At 40.8% G+C, this 14868-nt stretch carries 13 protein-coding genes; 12 read left to right on the top strand and 1 reads right to left on the bottom strand.

Annotation, left to right across the window (positions count from 1 at the left end):
* Positions 1–13: 13 nt before the first annotated feature.
* The 12 genes from A7A69_RS03450 (at position 14) to A7A69_RS03400 (ending at position 13037) form a co-directional block, all read left to right on the top strand.
* Complete coding sequence (locus tag A7A69_RS03450) at positions 14–1594, top strand: 5-oxoprolinase subunit B/C family protein (RefSeq protein WP_152876297.1); 1581 nt, start codon at positions 14–16, stop codon at positions 1592–1594.
* Position 1595: 1 nt separating this feature from the next.
* Complete coding sequence (locus tag A7A69_RS03445) at positions 1596–3335, top strand: acetyl/propionyl/methylcrotonyl-CoA carboxylase subunit alpha (protein ID WP_152876296.1); 1740 nt, start codon at positions 1596–1598, stop codon at positions 3333–3335.
* Between the two features lie 211 nt (positions 3336–3546).
* The gene (locus tag A7A69_RS16535) at positions 3547–3705 is read left to right on the top strand and encodes a hypothetical protein (protein ID WP_171500778.1); all 159 of its coding nucleotides are present in this window, start codon (positions 3547–3549) and stop codon (positions 3703–3705) included.
* A gap of 108 nt (positions 3706–3813) precedes the next feature.
* A complete protein-coding gene (locus A7A69_RS03440) occupies positions 3814–4263 on the top strand; it encodes an ammonium transporter (RefSeq protein WP_120369732.1) in 450 nt (149 codons plus the stop codon).
* 33 nt (positions 4264–4296) lie between these two features.
* Positions 4297–6942 carry a type I DNA topoisomerase gene (gene topA / locus A7A69_RS03435; RefSeq protein ID WP_151980404.1) on the top strand — a complete coding sequence of 882 codons (2646 nt, stop codon included), beginning with the start codon at positions 4297–4299 and terminating at the stop codon, positions 6940–6942.
* A gap of 71 nt (positions 6943–7013) precedes the next feature.
* The gene (locus A7A69_RS03430; protein ID WP_152876295.1) at positions 7014–7769 is read left to right on the top strand and encodes a hypothetical protein; all 756 of its coding nucleotides are present in this window, start codon (positions 7014–7016) and stop codon (positions 7767–7769) included.
* 214 nt (positions 7770–7983) lie between these two features.
* Complete coding sequence (locus tag A7A69_RS03425) at positions 7984–8910, top strand: sensor domain-containing diguanylate cyclase (RefSeq protein WP_120369729.1); 927 nt, start codon at positions 7984–7986, stop codon at positions 8908–8910.
* Positions 8911–9057: 147 nt separating this feature from the next.
* The gene (locus A7A69_RS03420) at positions 9058–9630 is read left to right on the top strand and encodes an HdeD family acid-resistance protein (RefSeq protein WP_120369728.1); all 573 of its coding nucleotides are present in this window, start codon (positions 9058–9060) and stop codon (positions 9628–9630) included.
* An 88-nt stretch (positions 9631–9718) separates the two neighbouring features.
* Complete coding sequence (locus A7A69_RS03415; protein WP_152876294.1) at positions 9719–11689, top strand: ATP-dependent helicase; 1971 nt, start codon at positions 9719–9721, stop codon at positions 11687–11689.
* Positions 11690–11750: 61 nt separating this feature from the next.
* Positions 11751–11990, top strand: coding sequence for an RNA recognition motif domain-containing protein (locus tag A7A69_RS03410; protein ID WP_120369726.1), 240 nt, complete (start codon positions 11751–11753; stop codon positions 11988–11990).
* Positions 11991–12110: 120 nt separating this feature from the next.
* On the top strand, positions 12111–12614 hold the full coding sequence (locus tag A7A69_RS03405; protein WP_044433891.1) for a DUF6586 family protein: 504 nt from the start codon (positions 12111–12113) through the stop codon (positions 12612–12614).
* 144 nt (positions 12615–12758) lie between these two features.
* Positions 12759–13037 (top strand): hypothetical protein, encoded by a 279-nt coding sequence (locus tag A7A69_RS03400; RefSeq protein WP_004991363.1) that lies wholly within the window; start codon positions 12759–12761, stop codon positions 13035–13037.
* Positions 13038–13085: 48 nt separating this feature from the next.
* Here the strand turns inward: A7A69_RS03400 and A7A69_RS03395 are convergent, their stop codons facing one another.
* Entirely contained in the window at positions 13086–14807 is a 1722-nt protein-coding gene (locus A7A69_RS03395; RefSeq protein WP_120369725.1) for a cation:proton antiporter, read from the bottom strand.
* Positions 14808–14868 lie beyond the last annotated feature (61 nt).

Here is a 14868-nt window from a genome sequence, read left to right as displayed (position 1 = left end):
AAAGGATCAGTAAATGCGATTTTTATCAGTAAATTCTGATAGTTTCTTGATTGAACTTGCTAGTTTGCAAGAAACTTTGGCGTTATACAACAAATTGCAAAATTTACACTTGAATGGAATCAAAGATTTAATTCCTGCGGCAAAGACGATTTTAGTCTTTTTTGATGAGATCAATACTGACTTTAAAACGCTATCGACTTTGATTGGGACTTTAAATATAGATTTAGATATTCAAAGACATGGTCATCAAGTGATTATTCCCATTCGCTATGATGGTGAAGATTTGGCACAAGTGGCGGAGCTACAGGGCTTGTCAGTTGCAGATTTAATTCGTACTCATCATCAAAGTGCGTGGGATGTTGCATTTATTGGTTTTGCTCCTGGTTTTGCCTATATGAATAGTCCTGACCAGCCGTTTACGGATATTCCGCGTTTAAAAACGCCCCGTAAAAAAATTCCATCAGGCTCTCTAGGTTTAGCAGGTCAATATTCAGGCATTTATCCAAAGGATAGTCCTGGTGGTTGGCAATTAATTGGTACAACAACTGAGAAAATGTGGGATTTGGAGCGATCGAATCCTGCACTTTTAAGACCGGGAATGACTGTACATTTTGAAGATGTGACACATCATCCAGTATCTGTAAATGTGCCAAAACAGATTATCTCGGTACAAAACACGGGCTCAAAACAACCATTATTTAAAATCATGTCATCTGGATTGCAAACTACAATTCAAGATGAAGGACGCTTTCAACAGACCGATATTGGTGTGGGGACAGCAGGTGCAATGGATATTGATTCAATGCACAGTGTCAATCGGATTGTCGGTAATCCAACTGAAACGCCAATCATTGAGATTTTAAATGGTGGCTTGAAAGCAAAAATGCAACATTCAGCAGTAATTGCTGTGACTGGGGCAATTTCAAATATTCATGTGAAATTTGCAGATGGTCAAAGCGCTGATTTTGAGTGTTATCAGCCCATTGCATTAGATTGTGGCGATGAGTTTCACATACAAACCCCTCGTGCTGGATTGCGAAATTATCTCACGGTTCGTGGTGGTTTTGACATTCAGCCTGTTTTAAATAGCTGTTCTTTTGACAGTTTGGCAATTCTTGGCCCACAGCCCTTAAAAGTGGGAGATGTGCTTTATCTGGGGCAAGTTATCCCATCCAATATCACGATCAATGACGTGCCAAAAGCTCATCTCCCTCAACTTGGCGACACGGTTGAGCTAGATATTGTGATGGGACCCCGTACTGCTTGGTTCGATTCAGACAGTATTGAAAAGCTATGTAATCAATCATGGTTAGTGACCCATGAAAGTAACCGTGTGGGTTTGCGGTTGTTGGGTAGAGAACCGCTGAACCGTAAAGTGTCGCATGAGCTAGAAAGTGAAGGTACCTGTATTGGAGCCTTACAAATTCCACCAAATGGCCAGCCTGTATTGTTTATGAACGATCACCCACTTACTGGTGGTTATCCTGTGATTGCTTCGGTCGCTAAACATCATTGGGATCTGGTGGCACAAATACCCGCAGATTGCCATATTAAGTTTAGAAAAATTGCCGAATTTGTAGAGATTGAGAATTGAAATGAACAAGCAAAATTATACCAATGAAAAATTATTGATCGCCAACCGTGGTGAAATTGCTGTACGTATTATTCAAGCGTGTCGTGATATGGGAATCACATCTGTTGCAATGTATGCAGATGATGATATGGGCAGTTTACATGTTGAACTTGCAGATGAGGCATGGGGTTTGGTGGGGGCAACTGCCAAACAAACCTATTTAAATATTGATGCCATCATTGATATTGCAAAAAAATCAAAAGCGACGATGGTACATCCCGGTTATGGCTTTTTATCAGAACGTGCTGAGTTTGCTCAAGCAGTGATTGATGCAGGTTTAAAATGGGTGGGGCCATCCCCAGATGCAATTCAAAAATTAGGTGATAAAATTGAGGCACGTAAAATTGCGGCTTCAGTTGGTGCCCCGTTGGTTCAAGGTACTCAAGATCCTTTGAACAATGCAGAAGAAGCTTTAGCCTTTGCCAAACAGCATGGTTTGCCTATTGCAATTAAAGCTGCTTTTGGTGGTGGTGGTCGGGGGTTAAAAGTCGTCTGGAAACTTGAAGAAGTCAAAGAGCTTTATGAATCTGCGGTTCGAGAAGCAAAGGCGGCATTTGGTCGTGGTGAGTGTTTTGTTGAGCAATATTTAGATAATCCACGTCATGTAGAAGCTCAGGTGATTGCTGATCAGCATGGTCATGTGGTGGTATTAGGGACACGAGATTGTTCTCTACAGCGCCGTAATCAAAAATTAATTGAAGAATCACCAGCCCCTTTTATCACTGATCAGATTTATCAAGAAATTATTAGTTCTGCAAAAAATATTTGTCAGGCTGCACAGTATGTAGGTGCAGGAACAGTTGAATATTTGCTGAGTCAAAATGGCACATTGTCGTTTCTTGAAGTGAATACTCGACTGCAAGTTGAACATCCAGTGACAGAAGAAACAGCACAGGTAGACTTGGTCGTTGAACAAATTCGAGTAGCATTAGGTGAAGAACTATCTATTCAAAGCACACCAAAAGCACTTGGGCATGCCATTGAGTTTCGAATTAATGCCGAAGACCCAAGTCGTGGGTTTATTCCCGCATTTGGTATCTTGAGCCTATTTGAAGCCCCTTTTGGACAAGGTGTACGAGTAGATACAGGTGTGCATACAGGCTCATTGGTTTCAAGCCATTTTGATTCTTTAATGGCGAAACTCATTGTGACAGGCTCAACTCGTGAGATCGCTATAGCGCGCGCAAAACGAGCATTAAAGCAATTTAAAATCGAAGGTGTTGCATCAGTTCTAGATTTTCATCGTGCAGTATTGAATGAACCTGATTTTACTGAAGAATTTAAAGTTCATACTCGATGGATTGAAAATGACTTTAAACAAATATTGAAACCTAAGCAGCGGAGTATCCCTCAACATCAGCAACCGATGACTTTGAGCTATATTGAGATTGATGGAAAACTACACCGTTTGGGATTACCAGCGGGAATGTTCGCTCAAAGCACAACTGCAATGGAACAAGCGACACAACAAAATATATCGTTAGAAGTTCAGCCTGAACATTTGCCTGCATCTATTAATGGCGCAATCATCGCATGGAAAGTTCAAACAGGCGAGCAAGTCATTGAAGGGCAGGTGGTAGCGATTATGGAAGCCATGAAAATGGAAGTTCAAGTTCTTGCGCATCAAAAAGGTCAAATTCAAATATTGGCGGCAGTGGGTGCAACTTGTCAGGCCGATGATGTGATTGCTAGCATTGAATAGCGTCCAAAAATTTGGAATTCAATGCGAACATAAAATTGGAAATTTATAGTTAAATTTCCAATTTTATTTGACCTTTTGCTGAAAGCCCGTTGTAATGCACGCCGCTGTTTAATAACAAACTTTTAACCATGCACAATAATACAGTTGAAAAACTGCCTAATTCTATCGTGAATACTTTGCTAATTTTGCCAGATAAATCACAGCATTTTGCATGAGGGAATTCCAACTGATAGCAAAACAGATTTATCTAGAAGTACTCCCGCGTGTGGAATATAAAATTATTGAATTTTGGCAAAATTTACCGCGTTCAATTGATGTATTGGGAGCTTGGATGAAGTTTAGTTTTATGAGAAAAAAAGATGAAAAATAAGTGATTTAACTGACCGTAAAAATGACGTTTCGCAGTAATTTTAATTTTAAACTTGCGTTTTATATTGTGCTTATGCAAATCTAATAATAGAACACGATAGGGTTAGGTATGGAACATTTAGGTTTATGGGTGGCGATCATTATCGTCGTTTTTGTTTTAGGCTCAATTTTTGGCTTGCGTGTGAGTCCACGTGAAAAAGCCTTGGGATTGATGCGAGACAAAGCACGTAAAATGGGTTTACATCCGCGTTTGGTTGCTGCACCTGAATGGACAAACATCCCTAAAGCAACTGAAAATCGTGCCAGTATGGTTGCTTATTATAGTGTATTGATTCCAGAAGCGCGGCTTCCTTTAATGCGCGCTCGTATCGCGGATAATCATTTGAATGTAATTGAAGGAGATCAGAAATTTAATGATTCTCCCATTGCATTAAAAGGGATTTATGCTATTGATATGCAGGCAAACTGCGTAGGCTTATATTGGGATGAAGAAACCGATCTCAGAGCGACACAACTTGAAGACATGAAAGCGTATTTATTACAACTCGCTGCTGTCTAACTCTTTATTTATCAACAGGAATAACAGTTTATTATGGCGAACGCCCCTCGATCCACAAACAAAAAAAGCACGACAGCATCTTCAGAGTCTGCTGCAAATAAACGTGCCTTAGTGATTGTGGAGTCGCCTGCAAAAGCGAAAACCATCAACAAATATTTAGGCTCACAATACATTGTGAAGTCTTCGGTAGGTCACGTGCGTGATTTACCTACAGGTGGTTCAGCCAAATCCAGTGAAAAAAAACCAGCAACTCGTACTAAATTGACTGCCGAAGAAAAAGAGCAAAAAGCACAAACGGCACTCATTAATCGTATGGGTGTAGATCCCGAACATGACTGGAAAGCACATTATGAAGTGTTACCAGGTAAAGAACATGTGGTTGCAGAACTTAAAAAACTGGCTTCTCAGGTTGATGAAGTTTATCTCGCAACGGACTTGGACCGTGAAGGAGAAGCCATTGCTTGGCATTTAAAAGAAGTGATTGGTGGTGATGACAGTCGCTATCAGCGGGTCGTGTTTAACGAAATTACCAAAAATGCGATTCAGGAAGCTTTTAAGCATCCTTCACGTCTCGATACCAATAAAGTGAATGCACAACAGGCACGTCGATTTCTAGATCGTGTCGTGGGCTTTATGATTTCTCCGCTCCTTTGGGAAAAAATCGCCCGTGGTTTATCAGCAGGTCGTGTTCAATCGGTAGCCGTTAAATTGGTGGTTGAGCGTGAACGAGAAATTCGTGCTTTTATACCTGAAGAATACTGGCAGATTTTTGCAGACACTATTTCAAAAAAAGATGACATTCGTCTGGAAGCCTTTAAGCAAGCGGGAAAAACCTTAAAGCTACGCAATAAAGCCGAAACAGATGCAGTTCTTAATCTTCTTAAAGATGCAGAATATAAAGTCGCGCAACGTGAAGATAAGCCAACCAAAGTTAACCCAAGTGCGCCGTATATTACGTCGACCTTGCAACAGGCAGCGAGTACTCGTCTTGGCTTTTCAGTGAAAAAGACCATGATGTTGGCACAACGTCTGTATGAAGGCGGCTTTATCACGTATATGCGTACCGACTCCACTTTTTTAAGTGATGATGCGGTGAATATGGTACGCGATCATATTCAGCAAAATTTTGGTGATAAATATGTTCCTGCCAAGCCAAACCGTTATGGTAACAAAGCGGGTGCGCAAGAGGCGCATGAGGCGATTCGACCTTCAAGTGTCGCGCTAACAGGGGATCAACTTGCAGGAATGGAGCGTGATGCACAGCGGTTATATGATTTGATCTGGCGACAATTTGTTGCTTGTCAAATGACACCTGCTGAATATTTATCTTCAACCCTGACTGTAGAAGCCAACAATGTCGAGTTACGTGCCAAAGGGCGTACTTTGGTATTTGATGGTTTTACCAGAGTTCGTGGTGCCAATAAATCTGATGATGATGTGTTATTACCCGCAGTTAAAGTGGGTGAAATTCTTAAGCTTGAAAAGCTTGATCCAAGTCAGCATTTTACCAAACCACCTGCACGATTTACCGAAGCCTCACTGGTCAAGGAGCTGGAAAAACGCGGAATCGGTCGTCCATCGACTTATGCCGCTATTATTTCGACCATTCAAGATCGTGGTTATGTGAAACTGGAAAATCGTCGCCTATTTGCCGAAAAAATGGGTGAGATTGTCACTGATCGTCTGGATGAAAGCTTTAATAATCTAATGAATTATGCTTTTACAGCAGATCTTGAAGGTCAATTAGATAGAGTGGCGACAGGTGATCGTAACTGGAAAGAGTTGCTTGATAGTTTTTATGGTGACTTTAAAAATCGTTTAAATACTGCTGCTAGTAGCGAAGGTATGCGTCGTAACCAGCCCGTTGAAGTTCCTGATGTCGCGTGTCAACTGTGTAGTCGTCCTATGCAGATTCGTACAGGCACCACAGGCGTATTTTTAGGTTGTTCTGGCTATAACTTACCACCTAAAGAGCGTTGTAAAGGGACGCTAAACCTTACTCCAGTTGAGTCATTAGCTGCATTTTCCGATGATGATTCGGCAGAAACCGCAGATTTAATGGCGAAACATCGCTGTGCAAAATGTGGTACAGCGATGGACAGTTATGTAATTGATGGCGGTCGAAAATTACATGTTTGTGGTAATAATCCTGACTGTGATGGTTATGAAGTCGAAGAAGGCGAGTTCAAAATCAAAGGTTATGATGGCCCAACCATTCCATGTGACAAATGTGATGGTGAAATGCAGTTAAAGACAGGTCGCTTTGGTCCATACTTTGCCTGTACCAGTTGTGACAATACTCGTAAAGTTTTGAAAAATGGACAGCCTGCGCCACCGCGTGTTGATCCAATTAAAATGGAACACTTGCGCTCTACTAAACACGATGATTATTTTGTGTTACGTGATGGCGCAGCAGGTTTATTCTTAGCAGCTAGTAAGTTCCCAAAAATTCGTGAAACTCGTGCGCCGAAAGTTGCAGAACTACGTACTGTTGCAGATCAACTTGATCCAAAGTATCAATATTTGCTTCAAGCACCTGATGTTGATCCGGAAGGTAATCCGACTTTGATCAAGTTTAGCCGTAAAAATCAGGCGCAATATATCGGTTCTGAGACGCCAGAAGGTAAACAGACTAAATGGAGTCTGCTGTACCAAGAAGGGAAATGGGCTGAGGCTTGAGGTAGAGAAATAAAAATGCGAGCAAGGCTCGCATTTTTATTTCTTGATCGATAAGAATAGGAACAATCTTGATGTGGAAAAATATCCGTATCGCTATATTATTGCTAATTTTATTGGTGGTCATTATCAATAACTGGCGTGACCAGAATCAAAACTGGAATCGGCCTATTGTGGTGTTATTGCACCCAGTGAATGCAGATGGCCACGCCTCTACATCACGATATATCCAACAACTCCAGTTGAGCCAGTTTGTCGAAGTAAAAAGCTATTTAGAACAACAGTCTGCCAATTATCGACAGCCCATTTCCGTGATCATGAAAATGGGGCGAACTTTAACTGATCAACCGCCTAAAGTCCCTAATGATGCATCGATTTTAAATGTCATGTGGTGGAGCCTAAAATTTCGTTTTTACGCATGGCGGCAACGAAAATCGGCAGATCAGCCTACATCCGTGACTTTATATCTGAACTATTATGATCCTCAACATGTGAATGAACTTAGACATTCAACTGCTTTAGAGAAAGGGAGGATAGGAACTGTAAATTTATTTGCATCAAATAAGCAAAATTCACAGAATAATATTGTGTTGACTCACGAATTATTACACGCATTTGGGGCCACTGATAAATACAATTTACAAACAGGTCAGCCACTTTTTCCCATCGGTTATGCCAAGCCAGAACAACAACCACTGTATCCGCAAAAACAAGCTGAACTCATGGCGGGCAGACTTCCTGTTTCAGATCAGCAGAATAGAATGCCTGAAAGTTTGAAACAGACCATAATTAACGCATTAACAGCACAAGAAGTAGGATGGACAAAATAAGTGAGATTTTGTTTAAATTAAAAGATTAAAAACATTATTTTTCATTTTATTTTTATATAAATTCATGTTTTTAAATAGATATTGACATTCTAAATAAAAGGCTGCTAACTTAAATACATAAGCAAATTGTGATTTTTGTCACATTTAAAACAATGCCACTTCATGACTCTTAATAACAAGCATTTTAATATCAAAGCCGACATCGGGGGCAGATATGATCGATTGTCAAGACTATCAATTTTATAAAACTTTATTGGAATCCACCCGTGCCATTCCATGGAAAATTGATTGGCGAACCAAAGAGTTTAGCTATATTGGGCCACAAATTGAAAGCGTTTTGGGATGGCCTCAGGATAGCTGGAAAACTGCACAGGACTGGATAGACCGCATTCATGAGGAAGACCGTGAAAAAACGGTATCTTATTGTGTCAATCTCTCAAATCAGGGGACTGACCATGAAGCAGATTATCGCGCGTTAACACCAAACGGTGAATACATCTGGATTCGCGATGTAGTTTATGCCCAGATTGAAGAGGGTGAAACTGTTGCGATTATTGGTTTTATGTTCGATATTTCAGAGCGAAAAAAACTAGAATTGGAACTTGAATCGCTTAATCAAAAAAATCAACAATTACTATTACTAGATGCGTTGACAGGTGTTGCCAATCGCAAAGCTTTAAGTGAACAAATTGAATATGAGTTTAGCCGTTCACTACGTTACCAACGCCCTTTGTCGATCTTGTTTATCGATGTCGATTTTTTTAAGGATTACAATGATCGTTATGGTCATATACAGGGTGATGTTTGTCTAATCACCATTGCGGGTCAATTGAGGAATATGTTTAGCCGAGCTTCTGATTTTGTAGCGCGTTTTGGTGGGGAAGAGTTTGTGATTCTTCTACCTGAAACCTGTTTACAAGATGCGATTCAAATGGCTGAAAAATGTCGATGTCAGATTTTTGAACTGAATATTCCGAGTAAAGCAGAAAATATTTTTTCCAAAGTTACGGTGAGTATTGGTGTAAATACACTGGATACAGAAAAAAATTATCTAGATGCGACTACTTTTTTAAAGTCGGCAGATGAACTGCTGTATTTGGCAAAATCACGAGGTCGTAATCAGGTTCAATTTCTTCATTAATGACTAACTTAGACTTAGTTGCTGAATTTTTTGTGGATAACATTGATTTTATCCACAAAAAAGTGCGATTTGAATGCAGTTTTTATACAGACAAATGCTTAAAATTTACTCAATATAACCATGTATTCATTATAACGAGACTAAATTATGAAAACAGTGGGTAATGACTTAATTCGAAACGAGCTGCATCAACAACGAAAATGGTATCTTTTATTTGGCATTCTACTGATCATTTTTGGGATCATTTTACTGGGTTCACTTTCTATCGCGACTTACTCTGTCATTTTGCTGTTTGGCGCATTGATGATGATTGGTGGTGTGTTGCATCTTATTGCGGCATTTAAATTTTTTGAAGGTGGTAGCCGCTGGCTTTGGGCATTATTTGGCGTATTGTATCTATTGGCGGGTTATTATGCGTTTAAAACACCAGTAACGACAGCGATTGTTCTGACGAGCTTGCTGGCTATATTTCTGGTTATCGCTGGAATCTTTCGCACGGTCAATGCCTTTATTTTGAAACCAATCCCAGGTTGGGGCTGGACATTATTTTCAGGAATTTTGACTTTTGTAACAGGCGTACTGATTTTAATGTCACCTGATGCGCCATTTTGGGTGCTTGGCTTATTTTTAGCAGTTGATATTCTGTTTCAAGGAATTAACTATTTGACTTTGGCTTCTGCGATTAAGCACTTACCAAATAGTTCATCTACAGCAGCTTGATTTTGATGAAAACCAACGAAAAGACAGATGTAAGCGTAAAAGAATAGACTCTGCTACACTATATCTATTCTTTTACATATTTACCTTTATGAGTTTTGAGCAGTTAATCGGTGAGTTAAATCCACAACAGTATCGTGCCGCTACGACGGATGCACAGCATTGTCTGGTATTGGCAGGTGCTGGCTGTGGTAAAACCAAAACGATCGTTGCAAGAGCTGCTCATTTAATTCATACAGGAATTTCCGCCGATCAAATTCAAATTCTAACCTTTACCCGTCGCGCTGCCAGTGAAATCGTGACACGTGTTGAGCAGCATTTGGGCGCACCTGCAAAAGGTCTTCGCGCTTCGACCTTTCATACTTTTTGTATGTACTTATTGCGCCGTAATCCTCAGGCATTTGGTCTTGGACATTTCACGATTATCGATCGGGATGATCAAATGCTGATGTTTCGGTTACTGCGCGGTAAAGATAAAGACAATGTTTTACCCAAAGCTGCCCAGCTTTGTGATGTGTATTCTTATGCACGTAATACCCAATCAAAACTATCCGATGCCTTAATCAAACAATTGCCCGAAGCAATAGAGCATAAAGCTCAGATTGCAGAACTAATGCAGGCGTATGAACAACGTAAACAGGAACGCCATTTTCTGGATTATGACGATATTTTGGCGATTGTGGCGGTGAATCTGCAAAACTCACCTGAACTTGTGCAGTGGGTCGCCAAATTTTGCAAAGTGCTTCTGGTTGATGAAATGCAGGATACCAATCCGCTGCAATGGGCAATTTTGCAGCCTTTAATTGAGTATGTCAGCTTGTTCTGTGTGGGAGATGATGCTCAGTCGATTTATGGATTTCGAGGTGCAGATTTTGAAAATATTCATCATTTTAAGGAACGTATTCCAGATGCTCAAGTGCTAACGCTGGAAGAAAACTATCGTTCTACACAGGAAATTTTAGATCTTTCCAATTGGCTTTTGGCACATAGTCCGATTGAGTATGATAAACAGCTTAAAGCGCATCGTGGACAGGGTTTAAAGCCTCAGCTGCATATTTTCAATAATGAATTTGAAGAAGCCAATTGGATTGCTCAGGACTTGATGTCACGTCAGCAGCAAGGCGCGAACTGGAATGATCATATGCTGTTAGTTCGCTCTGGCTTTTCAGCACGTTATCTCGAAAGTGCATTCATCTCAAGTAATATTCCTTATCGTTTTATTGGTGGAGTGAAATTGCTTGAATCTGCCCATGTAAAAGATGTTTTAAGTATGCTGCGAGTGGTAATCAACCCACAGGATGATATCGCTTGGATGCGGTTTTTAACGCTCTGGAACGGTGTTGGTGATGTAGGAGCCAGTAAACTTGCACATGAACTTATTGCCTTGCCAGATATTGAAGCACGTTGTGAACGCTTGGAGCGTCACGGTAAAGTGGCAACATCTGCGATTTTAATTTTAAAACAACTTGATGTGTTGCAGCAGCATGTTGAGGCCTCAATCGCTTTGGCATTAGAAGCCTTATCAGAACAATTAGAGCAAAACTATAAAACACAGGACTGGTCGCGCCGTGTTAAAGATTTTGATCTGGTCAAGCAATTGGGGCGTAAGCACGGTGCATTGTCCGAATTTTTGGAAGAATATGTACTGGAACCTATTTCTATTTCAGAAATTGAGAGATCGGGTGATCAGGACTTAGTGACGATCATTACCATTCATTCAGCCAAAGGTGCTGAACAGAAAGTTTGTTATGTGCCGCATGTTTCTCCAAATTCATATCCACACTCGCGGGCACAGGGTAATTTTGATGAAGTAGAGGAAGAGCGACGGGTATTGTATGTGGCACTGACACGTGCTGAGAATGAGCTGATTATCACCAAGCAAAATTATAATACTTGGGCGCAAGACCAATATGATGAACAAGGGCGTAAAATTGAGAGTTATTTCTTCAATGACTTGCCGCACACGCTTGTAGACGCAGAAATTCATCAAATGGTTCCTAGATTCCCTCAAAAAACGCAGGTTAGACAGAAACGATTTAGTTTTGGGATAGATCTCGATTAAACTGTGTCTGATATTTATTAATTGCTCAATGCGTATTTCACGCTGTATAAAAGGTTAAATCATGAAAATCCTAGTTCGTAACCTCGATCGTTCTGTCAGTCAGCAGGAACTACTCGAGTTGTTTCAACCTTTTGGACAGGTGGAATCCTGTATATTGGTAATGGATGCAGCCACAGGTAAATCCAAAGGTTTTGGTTTTGTAGAAATGCCACATGCGCGTGAAGCGATTAAAGCAATCAAGGGTTTGAATACCTTTAAAGTCAAAGGACATGGTATTCGCGTCAAAGCAGCTGAAGCCTGATTGTCATATATAAATGACGGTCGTTTGGGGTGAGTGATATATATTTGAAAAAGTTGTCGAGTTGCCCCATATCCAGTTAAGCTATGTATAGCATTCATTGAGTTCATTTAAGGAAAAATCATGTCCCGTGTTGCTCGTTATCATGCCGATCGTACCAATCAAAAGTTGTATTTTGCACGTCTGGCGTGTCAACAAGCCGAGCAAATTGAACACGTACAACAGGCACAGGCTTATCGAGAAACGGCTGTGTTCCATCTACACGGTGCAGTGCTGGCTTTTTTACAGGAGTTAGTACGTTATTATCGCTTAACAGATCTGCAACCGACACTAAAGTCGATTGAAGATAAAATGGCAGAGAAAGGACAGGTTTCACCTGAAGTACTTGTTCTTCAGCAACTTGCGAAAGATGGTTTTATTGCTGAACTTAAGCGCGCTTACCGTATGTGCCAATATGCGCCAGAACCAACGGAACCAACGCCCGAAGAGGAAACCTCTTCTCACTTGATCATCAAAGTCACACAAGGCCCGCAATCATGGTTGCCAGATGTCAAAATTCTACGTGAATGGCATCGTGAGTTAAGTCATCTAATTGATGGCTTTCGCAACGAAATGGTCGAATTTTAAATCTGATTATTATCCTGATTGTTATAAATCACTGACCCTATTGTTATAGAGAACTTGAAATTTGCTGTAAGAGTTCCTATATATAAACCTCACATAGCGCAAAGTGCAGTTGCCCTTTGCCACCATGTTGAACATGGAGGATTTATGTCTATACAACAGTTGAAAGAATTATTTGGTAGCCAGGAAGCCATTCTGGAACTGGTTCAACTTGAAGGTGGTGAGTTGGCACTGCGAAATGCTGATTCTGAACAGGAGCCTTTGGTTAAAATCCAGTTTAATGATGAAGTCAAAGCGCTTCTTGGAGATCAAACACCCATGGTCGCCCAGCATATGATTCAGGCTGCGTTATTTGGTTTGTTGGAAAAACAAATGAATCAATGGCAAGCCGAAGTAGTGGACGAGCAACCACAACATTTAAGCTAAAAAAAGCGTACCGAGAGTACGCTTTTTTCATGGTGTCTTTGGGCGGTTTTAATGGTTACTGGTTGTTGTATGATGTGCCAACTCAATTTGATGCAAAATATGCTGACTCATATTCTTCGCCATTTCTTCTTTAGCATAGAAGACTAACCCGACATTATCCTGCCGAATGACCTCAGCTTCTTCATGGCTTTCTGCACAGCAAAGCACTTCAATTCGAGGATTCAGCTGTTTGGCAATATCGACAATACGATGAATATCGATAATATCCATTGGTGATAGCACCAATAACCGTGCATGCATAATATGTGCCTGAATCAATACACTGGGTTCAGTGGCTTCACCACTCACCGCGGCAATCCCTTTTTTACGTAGATTTTCCACAATTTCACGATTTTCTTCTGCAATAACGACTCGAATATCCTGCTCCATCAGTGTTTTAGTAATTCTTCGTCCAACCTCACCATAGCCGACCATGACCACTTGATCGCGTAAATAGTCTTGATCAACTTCATCGGGTAACATTGCCAGTGGATCGCCGCTTCGTTCCAGTAAGCGTGCCAGATGTGAACGTTCACGGATCCAGCGTTGGATTGGTTCAATAGCTGAAAAAACAAAAGAATTGAGCGTAATTGAAAATAGAGCACCTGCCAAAATCAGGTTTTGCGCATCTAAAGTTAAGAGGCCAAGAGACACACCGAGTGTTGCTAAGATAAAAGAAAACTCGCCAATTTGTGCCAAACTGGCACCTACAGTGAGCGCAGTATTAATCGGATAACGAAAGAATAAAACCAATGCCATTGCTGCGAGGGTTTTACCAATCATAATAATCGCGATGACTGCCAAAATATGTAAAGGCTGCTCAACCAAGATACGTGGATCAAAGAGCATTCCGACCGAAACAAAGAACAAAATCGAAAAAATTTCACGTAAAGGTAGTGTTTCTTCTTCTGCACGATGACTAAAGTCAGACTCTTTTACCACCATGCCTGCAAAGAAAGCACCTAATGCCATGGAAACACCAAAAATGGCATATGAACCATATGCAATCGAAACAGCAGCAGCAACGACAGTAAGCGTAAATAGTTCACGTGAACCTAATCTAGCGACAAACTGCATAATCATCGGTACGAGACGTTTACCGATAATCAGCATAAAGGCAATAAAACCTGCAACTTTGAGTAGAGTAATGCCAATCGTTAGCCAGATATTTTGGTGGGCTGTACTATGCGCAAGTTCTTTGCCGCCTAACAAAACAGCAGTCGCAGGCAGTAACACCAATACCAACACCATGACTAGATCTTCAACTAGAAGCCAGCCTACCGCGATTTTACCATTAACTGAATCTAATAAACCTCGATCACCCAGAGCTTTGAGTAATACTACGGTACTGGCACAGGAAAGGCTTAAACCAAATACCAATGCTGAACCAAAACTCCAACCCCACCACATAGAGACTGCAACGCCAAGCAAAGTGGCGACAGCAATCTGCAAAATCGCACCTGGCAAGGCAATACGGCGTACTTGGAGTAAATCATTTAGGGAAAAATGCATTCCCACGCCAAACATAAGAAACATGACACCAAGTTCAGCAAGCTGATTGGCCAATTGCATATCAGCAACAATACCTGGTGTATTGGGACTGATAATAATGCCTGCGATAAGATAACCAATCAGAGGAGGGAGGCGTAGACGTGCGGCAATATAGCCAAAGATGAGGGCTATACCGAACCCAACCGCCAGTAAAATAATCAAATCTACGTCATGTGGCACTCAGCGCTCCTTTATGGTGGTTGGGTTTAAACATTAAGCATAAAAAATGCCAATATTAAAA

The organism is Acinetobacter guerrae (assembly GCF_009372255.1).
Lineage (GTDB): Bacteria > Pseudomonadota > Gammaproteobacteria > Pseudomonadales > Moraxellaceae > Acinetobacter > Acinetobacter guerrae.
This window is presented reverse-complemented; position numbering and strand designations above follow the sequence as displayed.